Origin of the sequence: Blautia sp. 2227st1_G12_2227SCRN_220401 (genome assembly GCF_039062885.1) — a bacterium.
GTDB lineage: Bacteria > Bacillota > Clostridia > Lachnospirales > Lachnospiraceae > Blautia_A > Blautia_A fusiformis.
In genome coordinates this window covers 1-20,350 of record NZ_JBCLNI010000022.1, presented here as the reverse complement: position 1 = coordinate 20,350, position 20,350 = coordinate 1, and the positions used below count along the sequence as shown (strand labels likewise).

The following is a 20,350-nucleotide window of genomic DNA, read 5'->3' as shown; positions in this document are numbered from 1 at the left end:
ACATATGGGAAAGATTTTTTACATTATGGGAAAAAGCTCTTCCGGTAAGGACAGTATTTACAGACAGCTGGAGGGGAATCAGGAGCTGGGGCTTAAGCGGCTTGTGATCTATACTACCCGTCCGATCCGGGATGGAGAGGAGAACGGAAGAGAATATTTTTTTGCAGATGAGAATAAACTGAAGGAGTTCCGAAGAAACGGGAAGCTGATCGAGGCGCGTACTTATCAGACGGTTTACGGGCCGTGGACATATTTTACTGCGGATGACGGGCAGGTGTCTGTGGGTAATGACAGCTATCTGGGAATCGGTACACTGGAGTCTTTTGTGAGGCTCCGGGAGTATTACGGCAATGAAGTGATGTGGCCTATTTATATAGAGGTGGAAGACGGAGAGCGTCTGGAGCGTGCGCTTGCCAGGGAGAAGACCCAGGAGGTGCCGAAGTACGAGGAGATGTGCAGGCGTTTTCTTGCAGACCAGAATGATTTTTCCGAGGAAAATATTCTTAAAGCAGGTATATGGAAGCGTTTTGAGAATCATAATCTGGATGAATGTGTGAAGGAGATCGTAAATTATATAAAATCTGTACAATAAGGAAAAATAGTTTTTTTTATACAGAAGATTATGTTATAATTAGTTGAAAGATGTCCGCCGGGTATAACGGAGGGCACAAAAGGCAGAAAGAGGTGATTCTTATGGCAGGATTTCATGACATCATCGGCCATGACGATATAATCAGGCATTTGAAGAATGCGATAGAGACAGGGAAGGTATCCCACTCTTATATTTTTACAGGGGAACCGGGATCCGGCAAGAAGCTTCTTGCGGGGACTTTTGCGGCAGCGCTGCAGTGTGAATCGGGAGAGTCTGAACCGTGTATGACTTGTGATTCCTGTAAGAAGGTGATCGGCAAGAATCATCCGGATATCATTACAGTAACTCATGAGAAGCCTGGAAGCATCAGCATTGACGAGGTGCGTGACCAGGTTGTGCGTGATGTGGATATCAAGCCGTACTGCAGTCCGTATAAGATCTATATCATTCCAGATGCGGAGATGATGACGGTGCAGGCGCAGAATGCCATTTTGAAAACTATCGAGGAACCGCCGGAATATGCGGTGATCATGCTGCTGACAAGCAATATCGACAGTCTTCTTCCTACGATCCGTTCCAGATGTGTGCGTCTGGATCTGAAGGTGGTGGATGACAGTCTTGTGAAGGAATATCTGATGGAGCATCTTCAGGTGCCGGATTATCAGGCTGAGATCGATGCGTCTTATGCGCAGGGCAGTATCGGCAAGGCGAAGGAGGCTGCGACTTCTCAGGAGTTTGCGGATATGACTGCCAATGCCCTGAAGATTTTGAAATATGCCAATTCCATGGAGGTTTATGAGCTGACAGAGGCGATCAAGACTTTGACTGCTGATAAGAATAATGTCAATGATTATCTGGATATTTTCCAGTTCTGGTTCCGCGATGTTCTGATGTTTAAGGCAACAAGGGAAATTGACAACCTGGTTTTTAAACAGGAGATTAATTTTATCAGAGAGCAGGCCAGCGAGCGTTCTTATGAGAATATCGAAAAAATCCTTGAGGCACTGGAGAAGACGAAGGTGCGTCTCCGTGCCAATGTTAATCTCGAACTTGCCCTGGAGCTCCTGTTCCTGACAATTAGGGAGAAATAGAATGGAAAAGGTAGTTGGAGTCAGATTTCGTAACGTTGGTAAGATTTATTATTTTAATCCTAAGAATTATAAGGTGAAGGTCGGCGATCATGTGATCGTGGAGACTGCCCGTGGTGTGGAGTATGGCCGTGTTGTCCTGGAGCCGCGCAGCGTGAAGGAGGACGAGGTGGTCCATCCGCTGAAGGAGGTTCTCCGTGTTGCAACGAAGGAGGACGAGGATCATGAGGCTGAGAACCGCCAGAAGGAGAAAGAGGCTTTTAAGATCTGTAAGAAGAAGATCCGTGAGCATGAGCTTGATATGAAGCTGATCGATGCGGAGTATACCTTTGATAATAACAAGGTGCTGTTTTATTTTACAGCGGATGGCCGTATTGATTTCCGGCAGCTGGTTAAGGATCTGGCGTCTGTGTTTAAGACCAGGATTGAGCTTCGTCAGATCGGTGTCCGTGATGAGACGAAGATCCTTGGCGGTATTGGTATCTGTGGAAGGACGCTTTGCTGTCATACGTATCTTTCGGAGTTTGCACCGGTTTCCATCAAGATGGCGAAGGAGCAGAATCTTTCTCTGAACCAGACGAAGATTTCCGGTGTCTGTGGTCGTCTGATGTGCTGTCTGAAGAATGAGCAGGAGACTTATGAGGAGCTGAACCGGAATCTTCCGGGTATCGGTGATATGGTAACGACGCCGCAGGGTGTTTCGGGTACGGTCCAGAGTGTGAATGTTCTCCGGCAGATGGTTAAGATCGTGGTTGAGGTGAATGACGAGAAGGAGATCCAGGAGTTTCCGGTCCGTGATCTGAGGTTCCGCCCTAAGAGAAAAAAGGGTAAGGGTGGTTCTGCTGATCACGAGGAGAAAGAGGTTAAAAAGGGAGATTCGAAGCCGAATGAGAAGTGATCTGGTTTATTGCGGTGAGCGTGTGGATGATCTTCAGAATGGGTTGTTTGTGATCCAGGATCCGAAGAAGTTTTGCTTTGGGATGGATGCGGTTCTGTTGTCTGGTTTTGCCCGGGTGAAGAGGGGTGAGGTTGCTCTGGATATGGGGACTGGTACGGGGATCATTCCGATTTTGCTTTCTGATCGTACGGATGGGGAGCATTTCACGGGGCTGGAGATCCAGCATGAGTGTGCGGAGATGGCTGACCGTAGTGTGAGGTATAATGGTCTTGAGGACAGGGTTCGGATCGTTGAGGGTGATATCAGGGAGGCTGCCGGGATTTTTGGGGCGGCTTCTTTTGATGTGGTGACGTGTAATCCGCCGTATATGATCGGGCAGCATGGGTTGACGAATCCGCATCTTCCGAAGGCGATCGCGAGGCATGAGATTTTGTGTTCGTTTGATGATGTGGCTTGTCAGGCTGCCCGGGTCCTGAAGGACCGGGGGCGGTTTTTTCTGGTGCACAGGCCGTTTCGGCTTGTGGAGCTGATGGCGACTTTGACGAAGTATAAGCTGGAGCCTAAGAGGATGCAGCTGGTGTATCCTTTTATTGATAAGGAGCCGAATATGGTGTTGATCGAGGCTTGTAAGGGCGGGAATTCCAGGATCCGGGTTGAGCGGCCGCTGGTGGTTTATGAGCGGCCTGGGGTTTATACGGAGGATGTTTTGGAGTTGTATCGGATGGTGTGAATGCTGTGATGTTGTGGCTTAGGGTGGCTGCCCCGGTTGTGAGAGATTGGGGTGGCTGCTCGGGAGGTTTTGGGCCATCGGCGCTGCGCTGGATGGCTGGGAGGTAGTGGTGGCTGTGATACTTCGGTTGGTGAAGGGACGGCGAGGGGAGGCAGGCTGCTGGTGGTGACACGCTGCGCCCCCTGCTCGGCTGCGGCGCCGGTTTGCTGCCATTCGCGCAAACTCGCTTCGCTCAAACAGTGCGCTCGGTGGCAGCAGCTATCCTCACCTCGCTGACGGGGGCTCCGCTAACGTCACCACCAGCAGCCTGCCTCCCCTCGCCTGAGATTCAAAGCGAGAGATCGCAACGCATAGTGCGCTGAATATCGAAGAATACAGGCACCTTGCCAGAAGTGAATCACTGAGAAAGTGAAGAAATGAAATAATATCGGCATAGCGTAGCACATTGAATATCGAAGCATACGGGCACCTTGCCGGAAGTGAACCACTGAGAAAGTGAAGAAATAAAACAACATCGGCACAGAGTAGCACATTGAATATCGAAGCATACGGGCACTTTGCCAGAAGCGAACCACTGAGAAAGTGAAGAAATAAAACAACATCGGCACAGCATGGCGCACTGAGTATCGAAGCATACAGACACCTTGCCAGAAGTGAACCACAGAGAAAGTGAAGAAATAAAACAACATCGGCACAGCGTAGCGCGCTGAGTAGCGAAGCATACAGACGCCTTGCCGGAAGTGAACTACAGAGAAAGTGAAGAAATAAAACAACATCGGCACAGCGTAGTGCGCTGAATACCGAAGCATACAGACACAAGTCAACAAATAAGAACAACGAATCCCTTGCACTACTTAAAAAAAGCCCAAGGGGTGTGCAGAGGGGGCGCGGCTTTGCGGCCCCTTTGCGGTTTTCAAAGTTCCCAAACTTAAACAAACCCCCGCGGTCAAGCGAAATATCCCCCGCGGTTAAGCGGAATATCCCCCGCGGTTAAGCGGAATATCCCCCACGGTTAAGTGGAATATCCCCCGCGGTTAAGCAAAACAACTCCCCCACGGCCAAGTGGAAAACAACTCCCCGCGGTCAAGCGAGAAAAGAGGCAAATTATGAAACAAAACGGAAAACTATACTTATGCGCCACCCCCATAGGAAATCTCGAAGACATCACCCTTCGAGTACTAAGAACCCTTCGGGAAGTGGACTTAATCGCTGCGGAGGATACCCGCAACAGCATAAAACTTCTGAATCATTTTGATATAAAAACCCCCATGACCAGCTACCACGAATACAATAAGATCGATAAGGGCCATGTCCTCGTGGAAAAGCTGCTGGCGGGTACAAACATTGCGTTGATCACAGATGCAGGTAGTCCGGGTATCTCAGACCCCGGGGAGGAGCTTGCCGCCATGTGTTATGAAGCCGGAATTGAAGTGACTTCACTTCCGGGTCCTGCTGCCTGTATCACTGCTCTGACTTTGTCAGGCCTGCATACTAGGCGTTTTGCTTTCGAGGCTTTTCTTCCGGCGGATAAGAAAGAACGAAAAACGATCCTGGAGGAGCTTTCCTGTGAAACCAGGACTATTATCCTGTATGAGGCACCTCACAGGCTTGTACGGACTCTTGGTGAGCTCAGAGAGGCGCTTGGCAACCGTCGGATGACTCTTTGCAGAGAGCTGACCAAGAAGCATGAGACGGCATTCCGGACTACGATCGATGATCTGATGGATTTTTATAAAGATGAGAAGCCGCTGGGTGAGTGTGTTCTTGTGATCGAGGGCAGGAGCCGCAGTGAGATGGAGGCGGAGAAGCGTGCTTCCTGGGAGGAGATTTCCATTGCGGAGCATGTGGCGATGTATGAGCAGCAGGGGAATTCCAGGAAGGATGCCATGAAGCTTGCTGCCAAGGATCGTGGTGTTTCCAAGCGGGATATTTATAAGGCGCTTCTGGATGGAGAAGGTTCTGCTGAATGATCAGGTGTAATTGTGGTACGGATCGTAGGTAACGTGATCGTGGATGATTGAATAAGCTGCATACTGTGACCAAGGATTTTTGGGAGCGTATGTGGCTTTTTTTATTGTGGTAATAAAAAGGTTACTGTTCACTCCGTTCTCAGCAACACGCTTCGCGATGCACAGAATTTATGCTAATCGCATAAATCCGCGCGGTATGTCTCGGGTTTTCTGTGACCTTCGCTCACAAAAAACACCTCGCGGAATATTGCCAGTGAACAGTAACATAAAAAGTACTGTGCGGATTTTGTCGAAATGATTTGCTTGCAGTATAGACCATATTGTGGTAAGCTGATCTTATCAAAAATAAAAAGCAGTTCCGGGATTCTATGGAAATGCTGTAAAAGCATATTTTCTAAAAATAATCTTATTTTTCTATTACATTTCATATATCAGGCAGATTGCCTGTCATCTCAGAAAATTCATGCTTTTTTCCATTTTTCAGCAGGAGTTTTCAGATGAGGCTCCTTGAGATCAAAACAGAGGAGTCGTGTATGATCGTAAACAATAACAGAACAAACAGCTCTAACCTGCGGCAGTGGCATCCTGCATTTTTTGCTGATATCCAGATAGAACTGGAGGCAGAAAGGGAGAATCTGATTTTTGAGAATGAGCATCAGCTTGGGACGAAACCAATGGAGATCGATGCGCTTGTGATCAAAAAGAAATCAGATATCCCAATTAATAAAAACATAGGAAGGATCTTCCGAAAATATAATATCATTGAGTATAAGAGTCCGACGGATTATATAAGCATCAATGATTTTTATAAGGTGTGTGGATATGCATTTTTTTATAAAGCGGATACGGTAACTGAGGATGAAATCCCAATTGAGGAGATTACGATCTCTTTGGTAAGCAGGGCATATCCCCGGAAGATGCTCCGTCATTTGAGGGAGTTTTGGAAATGCCGGGTAAAAAAGATGGAAGAAGGAATTTATTACGTAACAGGATCTAAGATCCCAATCCAGGTCATTGTAACAGAGCAGTTGTCGAAGAAGAAAAATCTGTGGCTGAGAAGTCTGACTGATAGAATAAAAGATAAGGAAGATATGAAACGACTTCTCAATGAATACAGAGAAAAGCAGAAAAATCCTTTGTACGAATCAGTTATGCAGATGATCGTAAGGGCTAATGAAGAAAAATTCAGGGAGGCGGATTGTATGTGTGAAGCATTAAATCGGATCATACAGGATCAGATCGAGGAAAAGATAAGAAAAAGTTTACAGGCTGGCTATGATGAAGGGTATGGAATAGGAATGCAGGAGGGAATAAAGGATGGAATGCAGCAGGGAATGCAGCAGGGAATGCAGCAGGGAATACAGCAGGGAATGCAACAGGGAATGCAGCAGGGAGAACATAGTATTAACAGTTTGATCCTCTGCCTTGCTGAGCTGGGGAGGACGTCTGATATTATAAGATCGGCAGCAGATCCGGAATACCAGAAGAAATTGTTAAAGGAATTTGGGCTTTTGCCGGAGTAGCTGAATATTCCATATGTTTTAAGAGCATATTGTGCTGTGTTTTGGGATTGCATTTAATAAGATACTTTTTTGCCTGTATTTCCTATGATTTTGCGTGGAAATACAGGCTTTTTTGTGCTATAATAAACTCTGTATTCGTATGTAAAAAATATTTATTTTACAGGTATAAATGACACTTCCGGAGCGGGTTTGAGAATTGCTTTCTGCAAAATGAAAATACAGTATTTCCTGAAATTAAAAGATCAGTTTATCTTGTTCAGGATTTGATGTAATGATTTCTGAAGCTGCTATGGTTCTGCAGAAATGAATTTTCAAACACGTCCGGACGACAAGAACAGGAGGAATGACATGGGCGCAGAGAATACAGAATACGGCGCGGATCAGATCCAGATCCTGGAAGGACTGGAAGCCGTACGTAAGAGGCCTGGAATGTATATCGGAAGTACCTCCAGCCGTGGACTTCATCATCTCGTATATGAGATCGTGGATAACGCAGTCGATGAAGCACTGGCTGGTTTTTGTACAGAGATCCATGTAGATATCAATCCGGATAATTCCATTACAGTTACAGATAATGGTCGTGGTATTCCGGTTGGTATCAATCATAAGGCAGGTATTCCGGCAGTTGAGGTTGTATTTACCATTCTTCACGCAGGCGGTAAGTTCGGCGGTGGAGGATATAAGGTTTCCGGTGGTCTTCACGGTGTTGGTGCATCTGTTGTAAATGCACTTTCCGAATGGCTGGAGGTTACCATCTACCGAGAGGGTAAGGAATACAAACAGAGATATGAGCGTGGCAAAACTATGTACCCGCTGAAGGTGGTAGGTGACTGTGATCCGGGGCTTTCAGGAACGAAGGTTTATTTCCTTCCGGACAAGGAGATCTTTGAGGAGACTGTTTATGATTATGATATCCTGAAACAGAGACTTCGTGAGATGGCTTTCCTGACTAAGGGTCTTCGTATCGTTCTGGAGGATAAGAGAGAGGGTCAGGAGCGCGAGAAGGTATTCCACTATGAGGGTGGTATCCGTGAGTTTGTAAGCTACCTGAACAGAAGCAAGGAGGCTCTTTACCCGGAGATCATTTACTGTGAGGGTGAGAAGGACGGCGTGTCTGTAGAGGTTGCGCTGCAGCATAATGATTCCTATACAGAGAACACCTATGGCTTTGTAAACAATATCAATACACCGGAGGGCGGTACACACATTACCGGTTTCCGTAATGCAATCACCAATACATTTAATGATTATGCACGTAAGAACAAGCTTCTCAAGGACAGTGAGCCGAACTTAAGCGGTGATGATATCCGTGAGGGCCTGACTGCGATCGTCAGTGTTAAGATCGAGAATCCGCAGTTTGAGGGTCAGACCAAGCAGAAGCTTGGAAACAGTGAGGCAAGAGGTGCGGTAGACAGTGTTGTAAGTAAACAGCTGGAGATTTTCCTGGAGCAGAATCCTGCAGTTGCCAAGGCTACCGTTGAGAAATCTGTTCTTGCACAGAGAGCCAGAGAGGCAGCCAGAAAGGCACGTGACCTTACAAGAAGAAAATCCGCACTGGACAGCATGTCTCTTCCGGGAAAGCTTGCAGACTGTTCTGACAAGAATCCGGAGAACTGTGAGATCTATATCGTAGAGGGAGATTCCGCGGGCGGTTCTGCCAAGACAGCGAGAAACCGTGCCACACAGGCAATCCTTCCACTGCGTGGTAAGATCCTGAATGTTGAGAAGGCACGTCTGGATAAGATTTACGGAAACAAAGAGATCAAGGCAATGATCACTGCCTTCGGAACCGGAATCCATGAGGATTTTGATATTTCCAAGCTTCGTTATCACAAGATCATCATTATGACCGATGCCGATGTTGACGGTGCGCATATCGCAACACTGCTTTTGACCTTCCTGTATCGTTTCATGCCGGAGCTGATCAAGCAGGGATATGTATATCTGGCGCAGCCTCCTCTCTATAAAGTGGAGAAGAACAAAAAGGTATGGTATGCATATGACGATGATGAGCTGAATAATATCCTTACCGAGATCGGACGTGACGGAAACAATAAGATCCAGCGTTATAAAGGTCTGGGTGAGATGGATGCCGAGCAGCTCTGGGAGACTACTATGGACCCTGAGAAGAGAATCCTTCTCCGTGTGACCATGGACGAAGCTGCCACATCTGAGATCGATCTGACATTTACCACTCTTATGGGAGACAAGGTAGAGCCAAGACGTGAATTTATCGAAGAAAATGCAAGATTCGTTAAGAATCTTGATATCTAGGAGAATAAAGAAGAATGGAAGATAATATTTTTGACAAAGTCCACGAAGTGGATCTGGAAAAAACGATGAAGGAATCTTACATCGACTATGCCATGAGTGTTATCGCCTCACGAGCTTTGCCTGATGTAAGAGACGGTCTGAAGCCGGTACAGCGTCGAGTTCTGTACTCTATGATCGAGCTGAATAATGGTCCTGACAAGCCACACAGAAAATGTGCGCGTATTGTCGGTGATACCATGGGTAAATATCATCCGCACGGTGACAGCTCCATCTATGGTGCGCTGGTCAATATGGCTCAGGAATGGTCCACAAGATATCCGCTGGTTGACGGACATGGAAACTTTGGTTCCGTGGATGGTGACGGTGCTGCTGCCATGCGATATACAGAGGCACGTCTCAGCAAGATATCCATGGAGATGCTTGCTGACATCAACAAGGATACGGTTGATTTTCAGCCGAACTTTGATGAAACAGAGCGTGAGCCGATTGTGCTTCCGGCACGTTTTCCGAACCTTTTGGTAAACGGTACTACAGGTATTGCGGTAGGTATGGCAACCAATATTCCGCCGCATAACCTTCGTGAAACTATCAATGCAGTTGTTAAGATCATTGACAACATTGTAGAAGAAGACAGAGAAACAGCTATGGAGGAGCTTCTTGAGATCGTAAAGGGACCGGACTTCCCTACAGGAGCGACCATCCTCGGAACGAGAGGAATCGAGGAAGCTTACCGTACCGGACGTGGCAAGATCCGTGTCCGTGCGGTGACGAATATCGAGACTTTGCCAAACGGTAAATCCCGTATCGTGGTTACCGAGCTCCCGTACCTTGTAAACAAGGCACGTCTGATCGAGAAGATCGCAGAGCTTGTCCGTGACAAAAAGATCGACGGGATCACAGACCTGAACGACCATTCCAGCCGTGAGGGTATGCGAATCTGTATTGATCTTCGTAAGGATGCCAATGCCAACGTGATCCTGAATCTGCTTTACAAGCATACACAGCTGCAGGATACTTTTGGTGTGATCATGCTTTCTCTTGTTCCAAATCATGGAAGTATGGAACCGAAGGTTCTGAACCTGAAAGAGATGCTGGAGTACTATCTGGAGCATCAGGAGAATGTAGTTCGCAGAAGAACACAGTATGATCTTAATAAGGCACAGGAGAGAGCCCATATTTTGGAGGGTCTTCTGAAGGCACTTGATAATATTGACGAAGTGATCCGCATCATCCGTGGTTCCCGCAACGTACAGATCGCCAAGCAGGAGCTGATCGACCGTTTTGAGCTGACAGATGTGCAGGCACAGGCGATCGTGGATATGCGTCTCCGTGCACTGACAGGTCTGGAAAGAGAGAAGTTGGAGGCTGAGTATGCAGAGCTTATGGAGAAGATCCGCAAGTTCCAGGCAATCCTTGCTGACCGCAAGCTCCTTCTCCGAGTGATCCGTGAGGAGATCCTTGCCATTGCAGAGAAATACGGCGATGACAGAAAGACTTCCATCGGATACGATGTATATGATATCTCTACAGAGGATCTGATCCCGAGAGAAAATACAGTGATCGCAATGACAAAGCTTGGTTATATCAAGCGTATGACCGTTGACAACTTCCGCAGCCAGAACCGTGGCGGCAGAGGAATCAAGGGTATGCAGACGATTGAGGATGACTATATCGAAGAGCTTCTGATGACGACAACGCACCATTATCTCATGTTCTTTACTAATACAGGACGTGTATACAGACTGAAGGCATATGAGATCCCGGAGGCCGGTCGTACAGCCAGAGGAACTGCGATCATCAATCTTCTGCAGCTTGCACCGGGAGAAAAGATCACAGCTGTGATCCCGCTTCGTAAATATGAAGAGGGTCATTATCTGATGATGGCCACCAAGAAAGGCCTTGTGAAGAAAACTCCGATCAAGGATTACGAGAATGTCCGTAAGACAGGTCTTACAGCAATCGTTCTCCGTGATGATGACGAGCTGATCGAGGTTAAGGCTACTGATAATAACAAAGATATTATTCTTGTGACCAGGGACGGACAGTGTATCCGCTTTAAGGAAACGGATGTCCGCAGCACAGGCCGTGCGTCCATGGGAGTAAGAGGTATGAATCTTACTGACGGTGATGAAGTTGTTGCCATGCAGCTGAACACTCAGGGAGATTATCTGCTTGTAGTTTCCGAGAACGGAATGGGCAAACGTACAGCTATGAGTGAGTTCGTTGTCCAGAACCGTGGCGGTAAGGGTGTGAAGTGCTACAAGATCACCGAGAAGACCGGAAATGTTGTCGGCGCCAAGGCTGTCAACGAAGAGAACGAGATCATGATGATTACTACAGAGGGTATCATTATCCGTCTGCAGTGTGCAGATATCTCTGTTCTTGGAAGGATCACCTCCGGTGTGAAGATGATCAATCTTACAGAAGGCGTAACCGTTGCAAGTATCGCCAAGGTAAGAGATAAAGATCCGGAAGCAGATACAACTACCGAAAAAGCTGACGGAGAAACCGGCGATAACGAAGAAGGCTCTGCAGAGGAAGCTGTCACAGGCAGTGAAGAGGAATAAGGTCGAGGATAAGTCATGACGACGACAAAGAAAAAACGCAGAAAAAAATCAGTAAAGAAGCTGAAATACTCTAATAAAAAACTGAATTTTGTCCACATTGCGACACTGGCGGGGATCATTCTGATCCTGCTGGTGATCGTTCTGGCGGCCAGGGGTTGCGGAAAGATCAGCCACAGAACTCCGGAGGGGGTTGTGGAAGGCTACATCAAAGCGGCAGCAGCAGGCAAGAATAAAAAGATGCAGAGCTGTTACAGTGCGGATAAGTTATCGGATGAGGCGAAAACAGAGATTTCCTCCACGATAAAATATTTTCAGGCCCATGGAGTAAAGGATGTAAATATCGACAGCTGTGGCTCCATTTCTGAAAACAAAAATTATTCTTATGTTTATATCCGCTATAATCTTGTTCTGGAGAACGAGCAGGAATATCCATGTATCAGTACCTATCTTGTAAAGATCCAGGACAAAAAGTATTATCTGTATGCGCCTTCTGAGATTTCAGATAAGATCAGCCAGCAGGCTGCCAAGGATTATCAGAAATTTATGACTACGAAAACCTATACAGATTATACAAAAGCTTATGAGGTTTTTCTGAAAAAGAATCCGGGATACGAGGATAAGATCGCAGGGAAACTGAACGGATAAAGCAGAGGCGGGAGGATGTAAGAATGAAGAGGATTTTGCTGATGGTGCTCAGAAATATAGTCTTTGTTCCTTACTGGTGGATCAAGCTTTGCTGGTATGCAGCACATACAGATGATTATCCGGAAGAGAAGAAATACGCATTCCTGAGACTGGTAGATGAGCATGCCATTGAAGGCGGAAATATCCATATTGATGTGCATGGAGCTGAAAATATCCCAAAAGAAAAGGGGTTTATGTTTTTTCCGAATCACCAGGGACTGTTTGATGTGTTGGCGATCATCCGGGCATGCCCGGTTCCTTTTTCGGTAGTTGCCAAGAAGGAAGTTGGAGAGATTCCTTTTCTGAAGCAGGTTTTTGCCTGTATGAAGGCCTTTATCATTGACAGGGAAGACCTGAAGCAGTCCATGCAGGTCATTGTCAATGTAATACGGGAAGTGAAGGCTGGTCGTAATTATCTGATCTTTCCGGAGGGAACCAGAAGTAAAAACGGAAATCATCCGGGGCCGTTCAAGGGCGGCAGCTTCAAGACTGCCACCAAGACGAAATGCCCGATCGTTCCGGTTGCACTGATCGATTCCTTTAAGGCTTTTGATACCGGCTCTACAGAGAGGATCACCGTACAGGTGCATATCCTTCCTCCGATGTATTATGAGGAATACAAAGATATGCATACCACAGAGCTCGCAGAAGAAGTGAAGAGACGGATCGAAAAGGTGATCGAAGAGAATATTATGTAAAAAAGAAAAGACTTTGATGAAGTTGGAACAAAAACATCATCAAGGTCTTTTTTTTTGTTGTATGTTTTGTATAAAAACGAAACGTTTTATTTGTGAATTGTTGGACATATACAACCAAAAGATTTGATGATAACATAGAGACATCCATACAATATAAATAAAAAGATGTAAAGAGGACGAACAGATGAAAAAAGAAGAATACCTTTCTCGGATCGATGAGGTGATCGCACGGGGACCGTACACGGATACCTGGGATTCTCTCTGTGAGCATCCTACGCCGAAGTGGTATGCGAGAGATAAATTCGGAATTTTTATCCACTGGGGTGTTTACAGTGTTCCGGCTTTCGGAAACGAATGGTATCCCAGAAATATGTATGTGAAAGGCTCTAAGGAGAACCTGCATCATACAGAGAAATACGGAACTCTGGATAAATTCGGCTACAAGGATTTTATTCCTCAGTTTAAGGCTGAGAAGTTTGATCCGAAGGAATGGGCGGCCTTATTTAAAGAGGCGGGGGCGAAATTCGTAGTTCCGGTAGCGGAGCATCACGATGGATTTCAGATGTATGCCAGTGACCTTTGTCGCTGGAATGCTGCTGAGATGGGACCGAAAAGAGATATTCTCGGAGAGCTGAAGACAGAGGTTGAGAAAGAGGGAATGGTTCTCGGTGCTTCTTCTCACAGAGCAGAGCATTACTGGTTCTTTAATGGAGGTCGTCAGATCCCGGAGGCTGATGTCAATGATCCGGAATATGCGGATCTTTATGGGCCGGCAGCAGGAATCACCAGAGATATGAGTGATATTTATGACAATCCTCCGACAGAGGAGCATATGCAGGACTGGCTTGTCCGCACCTGCGAGATCGTGGATAAATATCAGCCATCCATCGTGTATTTTGACTGGTGGATCCAGCAGTATGCATGGAAACCGCATCTTCGTAAATTTGCAGCATATTATTACAACCGTTCTGCTCAGTGGGGAAAAGAAACTGCTATTGATGCAAAATTTGACGCATATGTTTACGGCAGTGCGGTCAATGATCTGGAGAGAGGTCAGTTAGACCATATCACACCGGATCTCTGGCAGAACGATACTTCTGTAGCGAAGAATTCCTGGGGCTATACCATCGGAAATGATTACAAGAAACCTTCAGATGTAGTTCTGGATCTGATCGATGTAGTCAGCAAAAATGGCGCACTTCTTCTCAATATCGGACCGAAGCCGGATGGCACGATTCCGGAAGAAGATGCACATATCCTGAGAGAAATGGGAAAATGGCTGAAAGTAAACGGAGAGGCAATTTACGGAACCAGATACTGGAAAGTATTTGGAGAGGGTCCGACGGTGGTTCCGGAAGGCCATTTCACAGATACTTATGACAAGCATTTTACTTCTGAGGATATCCGTTTCACAAGCAAGAGCAACCATATTTACGCAACGGTACTTCACTGGCCGGAAGACGGAGAGATCCATATCAAATCTCTTGGAAATGATATGAAACTTTTGAAATCTACGATCAGGGATATTGAGATTCTTGGAACAGATCTGCATCCGTCATATGCAAGAAACAAAGAACTGGATATTTCCTGCGGAAGAGGAGCGGTTGATGCAGGGGATATGCCGGTGGTACTGAAGATCACGATAGAGTAAATTATCGGAGAATAAACGGGGGATACTGTCGGAACTGTTCCGGCAGAAAAATACAGGAAAATCAGCAAAAACTTATGTATAACAGAAAGGTTATGGGGATTACACTATGGGAAACAAAAGATACACAGGAAACTGGAACTCTGTAAATACACATACCGTTCCAAAATGGTATGAGGACTGTAAATTCGGAATTTTTATTCACTGGGGAATTTATTCTGTACCGGCTTTTGCGCCACATACATGGGAACTGGGAGAAGTTGATTCCAAAGAGTGGTTTGCGGATAATCCTTACGCAGAGTGGTATTATAATTCTCTGAACATAGGAAAAGGCCCGACATATGAGCATCATATGGAAAAATACGGAAAAGATTTCAAATATGAAGATTTTATTCCTATGTGGAAAGCTGAAAACTGGGATCCGAAACAGTGGGCAGAGATTTTTAAAGAAGCAGGTGCAGAGTATGTTGTTCTGACAACCAAGCATCATGATGGATTCTGCCTGTTCCCGAGTAAGTATACACACTTTAACTCTGTGGAAATGGGACCGAAGAGAAATATCACCGGTGAGCTGACAGAGGCTGTCCGGGATGCAGGTATCCGTATGGGGCTGTATTATTCAGGACTGATTGACTGGCAGTATGCAAATGATCCTATTTTTGAGGATGATGATCTGTTTGGAACAGCTAGCCCGACATTTGCATATGCAGATTATTCCTATAATCAGATGAAAGAGCTTGTAGATGATTATGCACCGAGTGTGTTCTGGAATGATATCGGATGGCCGACACAGAGTGAAGAGATGATGCCGTATTTCTTAGCACATTATTACAATAAGGTTCCGGAGGGTGTGGTAAATGACCGTTTCAACGGACGTTATCACGATTTCCTTACTAAGGAATATAAATCCGGTTCTGTAAACAGAAATGAGAAATGGGAGATGTGCCGTGGAATGGGCTTATCCTTCGGTTATAATGCCAACGAAGGCGATGACAAGCTGATCTCTGTTCCGGATCTGATCTCACTTCTTGTGGGAACAGTGGCAAATAACGGAAATCTTCTCCTGAACATCGGCCCGAAGGCAGATGGAACTATCCCGGAGGAGCAGGTAAGAAGACTGAAGATCCTGGGTGCATGGCTGAAGGTAAACCATGACGGTATTTACGGAACACGCTGCAGTGACCGTGAATCTGAGCTGCTTGAGAGTGGAATCGAGCTCCATTATACACAGAAAGACGGAAATCTGAATGTGTTTGCAGATCATCTGAAGGAAGGTGCCAATGAATTCCTGATCAAGGGCTATCACGGAGCGCTGAGACCATTTGATCCGGCAGTGAAGGTAGAAACTGAAGATACTGCAGAAGGACTTCTTGTGAAGATCCCGGAATATAAAGAAGATATGTATGTGGTTGGATTAACCAACAGATTCTAAATGATGAACAGGAGAACCGGATGTATGTCGGTCCTTTTGTTGCTGCATGGGAGAAGATCGTGGATATCCGATCGATTCTCAGGGAGGGAGCTTTTATGTTTGGGAAAAAAATCGCAATACTGTTATCAACGGCAATGATCCTGACAGGGTCCTGTGTATCTTCTGTGGCTGTACATGCACAGACTGGTTATGCGGCTGAATATGCGCAGGAAGCATCGGCAGCAGGTGTGCAGAGCACTGCAAAGCTTGTTGCGAAGGGCTCCTGTGGAAGCAAAGCTGTTTACCGGTTGTACTCCAATGGAAACCTGCAGATACAGGGAAAAGGGGAGGTTAAGGTTACCGATGATTTTTCATACAGATCAGCAATGATAAAAACAGTAACCGTTGCATCTGGGATCACGGGAATCGGTGACAGAACCTTTTCAGACTGCAGAAATATGAAGAGGATTTCGTTGCCGGGAACTCTGCGGAGTATTGGAGTAAGAGCATTTGGAGATACTGCGATCACCAGGATCAAGCTTCCTGATGGACTGAAAAGCATTGGTGCATATGCTTTTTACCAGAGTAAGCTTATGAGCCTGGATGTACCGAAAACTGTAACAAAAATTGATGAATATGCTTTCAGTTACTGTAACAGTCTGGAATCTGTCAGCATTCCGGGAAGTGTGAAAATATTACCGGAATCGTTATTTGAGGCAGATATGAAACTGAAAAAGGTTGCGCTTGGACAGGGCGTTTCCAGGATAGAAAGAGCGGCCTTTCGGCATTGCGGTTTGACAGGAGTAAGCTTTCCGGACAGTGTTACGGTTATTGGGGAAGGTGCGTTTTCTTTTTGTACAGATCTCAGAAAGGTGTCGTTGCCGAAGAAGCTTACAGAGATCGGGAACGGTGTATTCAGTAATTGTCGAAAACTGGGGAATATTACAGTACCTGCCAGTGTGAAAAAGATCAGAAGCCATGCTTTTTATGATTGCTTGGCAATGAAAAAGATTACGATCCTCAACAGTAAAACAGTGATAGAAAAAGAAGCGATCGGCTATAATTTCAATAGTGGAAAAAATAAAACTTTTGTCATTGCCGGAAAAAAGGGTTCTACTGCGCAGACTTACGCAAAGAAAAATGGGTTCCGTTTTTTGAACAATACTGCCGCAGTAAGGACTGCAAAGATGACCGGCGTGCCCAAAACAAAAACCATACTTCGTGGAAAAACATACACGATCCAGGCAGTGACCGTGCCGTATTACAGCGACGAAAAGATTCTTTTCCGTTCCTCGGATCGCAGGATCGCTACGGTAAATTCCAAAGGTGTTGTAAAGGGAATCCGAAAAGGGACGGCCTTGATCACCGTGCAGAGCGGAGCGAAAAAACTGAACTGTAAGATAACGGTGAAGTAACGATGAAGCAGGCGTACGTAAAATCGCCATAACAGTGAAAGAATACAAAAGAAAATAAAAACAGAAGCCCGGCAGATGAAACATGGAGAGTTTTCACATGTGCAGCTGCCGGGTTTTTTATAAATATAGAAAACCCTTAAAATAAGGAATAAAATAGCTTGTTATACCCTTAAAATAAGGGTATATTAATAAAAAAGGGGGAATCTAAAATGACAGGATATGCTGTGAAACATTCGATACGGGCAGAAGATATACGAATTTTAAGGAAGAAATTGAAGCTTACACAAAAAGATTTTGCAAAGTTAGTAAATGTATCTCAGAAAACAATAGAAAGATGGGAAAGTGAAAATCGGGATATTACAGGACCGGTTACGACATTAGTTCATATTTTAAACGAGTATCCTCAGATAGAGGAAAACCTCCGCGTGCCGGAAAAAGAATATCCGATACGCTTATGGTACATGTTTAAGAGTGAAATATGTACGATTATTGATGTGGATGAGAGAGGCAGAAAAGTAAAAATATATAATTATACAAACAATTTTATTAAAAAAGCATTTGGCCGAAATGAAAAACCAACCTTTGAAGAATACGAGGAATTTCTGGAATCTCGTTGTTTCCCGAGACAACGAGACAAAATAAAATTGGTATTAGAAGATTTGAATCTGCCATTTTATGATCCGTTTATGATCATAGAAAAGACCGAAGGAAGAATGGCAGAGGATGATTTCTGGATCAGGATTGAGAGGTAAAGATGGTACAGCTTTTTGAACAGGATATCAAAACAAATGACAGACAATCGTCAAAAGGAAACCAATTGAAATGGTGCAGGAACAATGTATGGTATAAAGCTGATTATATGGGATATGAGGGATTGGTGGAATATGTTGTTTCACGTTTGTTGGAAAAATCTTCACTGAAACAGGAAGAGTATGTTTTATATAAAACAGAAGAGATTAGTTATAAGAGAAGAAAATATCTGGGATGTAAAAGTGAAAATTTTTTGCCTGAGGGATGGCAGCTTATTACATTAGAAAGACTTTTTTATGGATTTTATAATGAAAAACTTACTAAATTTCTGATTATCTTTTCATAAGTTGGTAAATGCCGATATATCCCGTATTTTAGGGCTTTATCGGTATTTTCTTTTTGGAAGATACCTTGCATAAGCTGGCATTTACCAGCATGAAAATGCAACCAAAAGTAGTAAATGAGTAGTAAATATAAGCTCCGATATTAACAAGCCAGTCTTTCCAGTTCTGCTTTTGCAGATTGAAATGTACCGTGTGCATAATAGCCAAGTGTCATGGTTATGTTAGCGTGTCCCATAAGATATTGCAGGGTGTTTGGGTTCATTCCTCTGTTTGCCATATTCGTACAGTAAGTATGTCGGAATGAATGTGGTGTGATGTTCGGTAACTTGTCCGTGTGATACTTGTTATACTTCTTAATTAGTCCTCGCACCATGCCCTCATAGTTTCCTGCAACTTTAGGTAAGCCCTCACGGTTCAAGAATAGGAAATTGCTATAACCACCTACAATCAACGGTTGTGCCTTTCCTCTGTTCTTTAGTATTCTTTGGATTGCTTGATAAGCCCGTTCTGTCAATGGAAGTTCTCGTTTTCCGTTTTTGGTCTTTGGCGTTTCAATATAGTAGCCGATTTCGCTGTCTTTCAATAACTGGTGGTCTATATTGAGTATTCTGTTCTGCATATCAATATGCGTCGTTAGTCCGCAAAATTCAGAAATACGAAGTCCCGTTTCCAGCAGAAGCACAACCTCATCATAATACTTGCTGTAAATCTTATCCTTTTCCATAAAGGCAAGCAGGCGTTCTTCCTGCTCTGGTGTAAGGATAACTTTCTGCTCCGTATCATCTTCCAGAACATCACTTAGCTTAAATTCAAACGGGTTCTTTCTGATACAGTCGTCTTGTATCGCCATGTAAAATGACGCTTTCAAGGAACGCTTGTAGTTATCAATCGTTTTATAGGCGTATCCTTTTTCGCTCATTCTGATAGCCCATTCTTTAGCGTCCGACTGCTTAACAGTATCAATCGCCCTCATACCCAATGGGTCATTTTTCAGAGCGTTCATAAGATACTGTCGTCCTTTTTCAGTAGCCCTCTTGATGTTCTTTCTTTGGCTGTTCTTCTTGTCGTAGAGCTGGCAGACTGTCATTTTACCGCCTGCTGTATCGATACCGTCGTTAAGGTCTTTTTTAATCTGTGTTTCTTTTTCCCTCAACGATATATCATCACGCTTTCCAGCAGGTGTCTTGTCTGTCGGTACAAGTTTCCAAGAATAGATAAATTGTGGCTTTCCGTATATATCGGTATATTTATAAACGTATCTTCCGTCTTTTCGCTGGCTCTCTCCATTACGCAAATTGCGATTTTTACTGTCTTTTCGTTTTACATTAGACATAGTGTAAAGCTCCTTTCCGTCATGGAACGAGCCGTGATACGCTATATTTATTATACCATATCTACGGCTCAATGACATTAGATTTCGTCCAATGTATCTATGATTTTTTCAAATTGTTTTCGCTTAATCTGAATACGGTTGCCGTTCACGATAACCCAGCCAGCGTCAAGATTTTCTTCGGCTAATTTACGCAATTTCTTTTCGCCAATGCGGAAGTATTTGGACGCTTCTTCAACCGTCAGCGTATATTTTTCCCAAATAGGCACATCAGTATTGTTCATAATCTATGCACCCCCCTTTACTGTGTGTCGTTTTTTACAAGCAGGCAGACGGCTTTGGAAAGCTCCATTAGTATCTCAACTATTCCCATTCTTGTGGGCAGAACCGCACCATGCGGACGTATCATTATTCTGTGAGGATAGGTC

At 44.9% G+C, this 20,350-nt stretch carries 17 protein-coding genes; 15 read left to right on the top strand and 2 right to left on the bottom strand.

Features of this window, described 5'->3' with window-relative positions; genetic code table 11:
- The first annotated feature begins 4 nt into the window (after nucleotides 1–4).
- From ABCM67_RS11585 to ABCM67_RS11515, 15 genes are all read left to right on the top strand, one after another.
- Nucleotides 5–592 carry a hypothetical protein gene (locus ABCM67_RS11585; RefSeq protein ID WP_021651241.1) on the top strand — a complete coding sequence of 196 codons (588 nt, stop codon included), beginning with the start codon at nucleotides 5–7 and terminating at the stop codon, nucleotides 590–592.
- A gap of 101 nt (nucleotides 593–693) precedes the next feature.
- Nucleotides 694–1,683, top strand: a complete 990-nt coding sequence (gene holB, locus ABCM67_RS11580; RefSeq protein ID WP_342992879.1) for a DNA polymerase III subunit delta' — start codon at nucleotides 694–696, stop codon at nucleotides 1,681–1,683.
- A gap of 1 nt (nucleotide 1,684) precedes the next feature.
- Nucleotides 1,685–2,578: a stage 0 sporulation family protein gene (locus ABCM67_RS11575; protein WP_015526579.1), complete on the top strand. Its 894-nt coding sequence runs from the start codon at nucleotides 1,685–1,687 to the stop codon at nucleotides 2,576–2,578.
- The gene (locus ABCM67_RS11570; RefSeq protein ID WP_059086497.1) at nucleotides 2,568–3,308 is read left to right on the top strand and encodes a tRNA1(Val) (adenine(37)-N6)-methyltransferase; all 741 of its coding nucleotides are present in this window, start codon (nucleotides 2,568–2,570) and stop codon (nucleotides 3,306–3,308) included. The genes ABCM67_RS11575 and ABCM67_RS11570 overlap by 11 nt, the downstream gene beginning before the upstream one ends.
- A gap of 1,106 nt (nucleotides 3,309–4,414) precedes the next feature.
- On the top strand, nucleotides 4,415–5,278 hold the full coding sequence (gene rsmI / locus ABCM67_RS11565) for a 16S rRNA (cytidine(1402)-2'-O)-methyltransferase (protein WP_147602775.1): 864 nt from the start codon (nucleotides 4,415–4,417) through the stop codon (nucleotides 5,276–5,278).
- A 533-nt stretch (nucleotides 5,279–5,811) separates the two neighbouring features.
- The gene (locus ABCM67_RS11560; RefSeq protein ID WP_147602776.1) at nucleotides 5,812–6,801 is read left to right on the top strand and encodes a 3-isopropylmalate dehydrogenase; all 990 of its coding nucleotides are present in this window, start codon (nucleotides 5,812–5,814) and stop codon (nucleotides 6,799–6,801) included.
- A 348-nt stretch (nucleotides 6,802–7,149) separates the two neighbouring features.
- Complete coding sequence (gene gyrB, locus ABCM67_RS11555) at nucleotides 7,150–9,075, top strand: DNA topoisomerase (ATP-hydrolyzing) subunit B (RefSeq protein ID WP_015526581.1); 1,926 nt, start codon at nucleotides 7,150–7,152, stop codon at nucleotides 9,073–9,075.
- A gap of 14 nt (nucleotides 9,076–9,089) precedes the next feature.
- Nucleotides 9,090–11,642 carry a DNA gyrase subunit A gene (gyrA, locus tag ABCM67_RS11550; protein ID WP_147602777.1) on the top strand — a complete coding sequence of 851 codons (2,553 nt, stop codon included), beginning with the start codon at nucleotides 9,090–9,092 and terminating at the stop codon, nucleotides 11,640–11,642.
- Between the two features lie 15 nt (nucleotides 11,643–11,657).
- A complete protein-coding gene (locus ABCM67_RS11545) occupies nucleotides 11,658–12,287 on the top strand; it encodes a hypothetical protein (RefSeq protein WP_022426760.1) in 630 nt (209 codons plus the stop codon).
- A 23-nt stretch (nucleotides 12,288–12,310) separates the two neighbouring features.
- Nucleotides 12,311–13,024 carry a lysophospholipid acyltransferase family protein gene (locus ABCM67_RS11540; RefSeq protein ID WP_021651689.1) on the top strand — a complete coding sequence of 238 codons (714 nt, stop codon included), beginning with the start codon at nucleotides 12,311–12,313 and terminating at the stop codon, nucleotides 13,022–13,024.
- A 184-nt stretch (nucleotides 13,025–13,208) separates the two neighbouring features.
- Entirely contained in the window at nucleotides 13,209–14,675 is a 1,467-nt protein-coding gene (locus ABCM67_RS11535; protein WP_342992878.1) for an alpha-L-fucosidase, read from the top strand.
- Between the two features lie 106 nt (nucleotides 14,676–14,781).
- The gene (locus ABCM67_RS11530) at nucleotides 14,782–16,104 is read left to right on the top strand and encodes an alpha-L-fucosidase (protein ID WP_294420284.1); all 1,323 of its coding nucleotides are present in this window, start codon (nucleotides 14,782–14,784) and stop codon (nucleotides 16,102–16,104) included.
- 95 nt (nucleotides 16,105–16,199) lie between these two features.
- Nucleotides 16,200–17,498: a leucine-rich repeat protein gene (locus tag ABCM67_RS11525; RefSeq protein ID WP_342992877.1), complete on the top strand. Its 1,299-nt coding sequence runs from the start codon at nucleotides 16,200–16,202 to the stop codon at nucleotides 17,496–17,498.
- Between the two features lie 209 nt (nucleotides 17,499–17,707).
- The gene (locus tag ABCM67_RS11520; RefSeq protein WP_015526587.1) at nucleotides 17,708–18,250 is read left to right on the top strand and encodes a helix-turn-helix domain-containing protein; all 543 of its coding nucleotides are present in this window, start codon (nucleotides 17,708–17,710) and stop codon (nucleotides 18,248–18,250) included.
- 2 nt (nucleotides 18,251–18,252) lie between these two features.
- A complete protein-coding gene (locus ABCM67_RS11515) occupies nucleotides 18,253–18,594 on the top strand; it encodes a hypothetical protein (protein WP_342992876.1) in 342 nt (113 codons plus the stop codon).
- Between the two features lie 140 nt (nucleotides 18,595–18,734).
- Here ABCM67_RS11515 and ABCM67_RS11510 read toward each other — a convergent pair whose 3' ends face one another.
- Entirely contained in the window at nucleotides 18,735–19,925 is a 1,191-nt protein-coding gene (locus tag ABCM67_RS11510; RefSeq protein ID WP_003062094.1) for a site-specific integrase, read from the bottom strand.
- Between the two features lie 77 nt (nucleotides 19,926–20,002).
- Nucleotides 20,003–20,206 (bottom strand): excisionase, encoded by a 204-nt coding sequence (locus tag ABCM67_RS11505; protein WP_002322728.1) that lies wholly within the window; start codon nucleotides 20,204–20,206, stop codon nucleotides 20,003–20,005.
- Between the last annotated feature and the right edge of the window lie 144 nt (nucleotides 20,207–20,350).

Coding starts and splice junctions, on each gene's coding strand:
- ABCM67_RS11585 (WP_021651241.1), top strand. CDS start 5: ATGGGAAAGATTTTTTACATTATGGGAAAAAGCTCTTCCGGTAAGGAC.
- holB (WP_342992879.1), top strand. CDS start 694: ATGGCAGGATTTCATGACATCATCGGCCATGACGATATAATCAGGCAT.
- ABCM67_RS11575 (WP_015526579.1), top strand. CDS start 1,685: ATGGAAAAGGTAGTTGGAGTCAGATTTCGTAACGTTGGTAAGATTTAT.
- ABCM67_RS11570 (WP_059086497.1), top strand. CDS start 2,568: ATGAGAAGTGATCTGGTTTATTGCGGTGAGCGTGTGGATGATCTTCAG.
- rsmI (WP_147602775.1), top strand. CDS start 4,415: ATGAAACAAAACGGAAAACTATACTTATGCGCCACCCCCATAGGAAAT.
- ABCM67_RS11560 (WP_147602776.1), top strand. CDS start 5,812: ATGATCGTAAACAATAACAGAACAAACAGCTCTAACCTGCGGCAGTGG.
- gyrB (WP_015526581.1), top strand. CDS start 7,150: ATGGGCGCAGAGAATACAGAATACGGCGCGGATCAGATCCAGATCCTG.
- gyrA (WP_147602777.1), top strand. CDS start 9,090: ATGGAAGATAATATTTTTGACAAAGTCCACGAAGTGGATCTGGAAAAA.
- ABCM67_RS11545 (WP_022426760.1), top strand. CDS start 11,658: ATGACGACGACAAAGAAAAAACGCAGAAAAAAATCAGTAAAGAAGCTG.
- ABCM67_RS11540 (WP_021651689.1), top strand. CDS start 12,311: ATGAAGAGGATTTTGCTGATGGTGCTCAGAAATATAGTCTTTGTTCCT.
- ABCM67_RS11535 (WP_342992878.1), top strand. CDS start 13,209: ATGAAAAAAGAAGAATACCTTTCTCGGATCGATGAGGTGATCGCACGG.
- ABCM67_RS11530 (WP_294420284.1), top strand. CDS start 14,782: ATGGGAAACAAAAGATACACAGGAAACTGGAACTCTGTAAATACACAT.
- ABCM67_RS11525 (WP_342992877.1), top strand. CDS start 16,200: ATGTTTGGGAAAAAAATCGCAATACTGTTATCAACGGCAATGATCCTG.
- ABCM67_RS11520 (WP_015526587.1), top strand. CDS start 17,708: ATGACAGGATATGCTGTGAAACATTCGATACGGGCAGAAGATATACGA.
- ABCM67_RS11515 (WP_342992876.1), top strand. CDS start 18,253: ATGGTACAGCTTTTTGAACAGGATATCAAAACAAATGACAGACAATCG.
- ABCM67_RS11510 (WP_003062094.1), bottom strand. CDS start 19,925: ATGTCTAATGTAAAACGAAAAGACAGTAAAAATCGCAATTTGCGTAAT.
- ABCM67_RS11505 (WP_002322728.1), bottom strand. CDS start 20,206: ATGAACAATACTGATGTGCCTATTTGGGAAAAATATACGCTGACGGTT.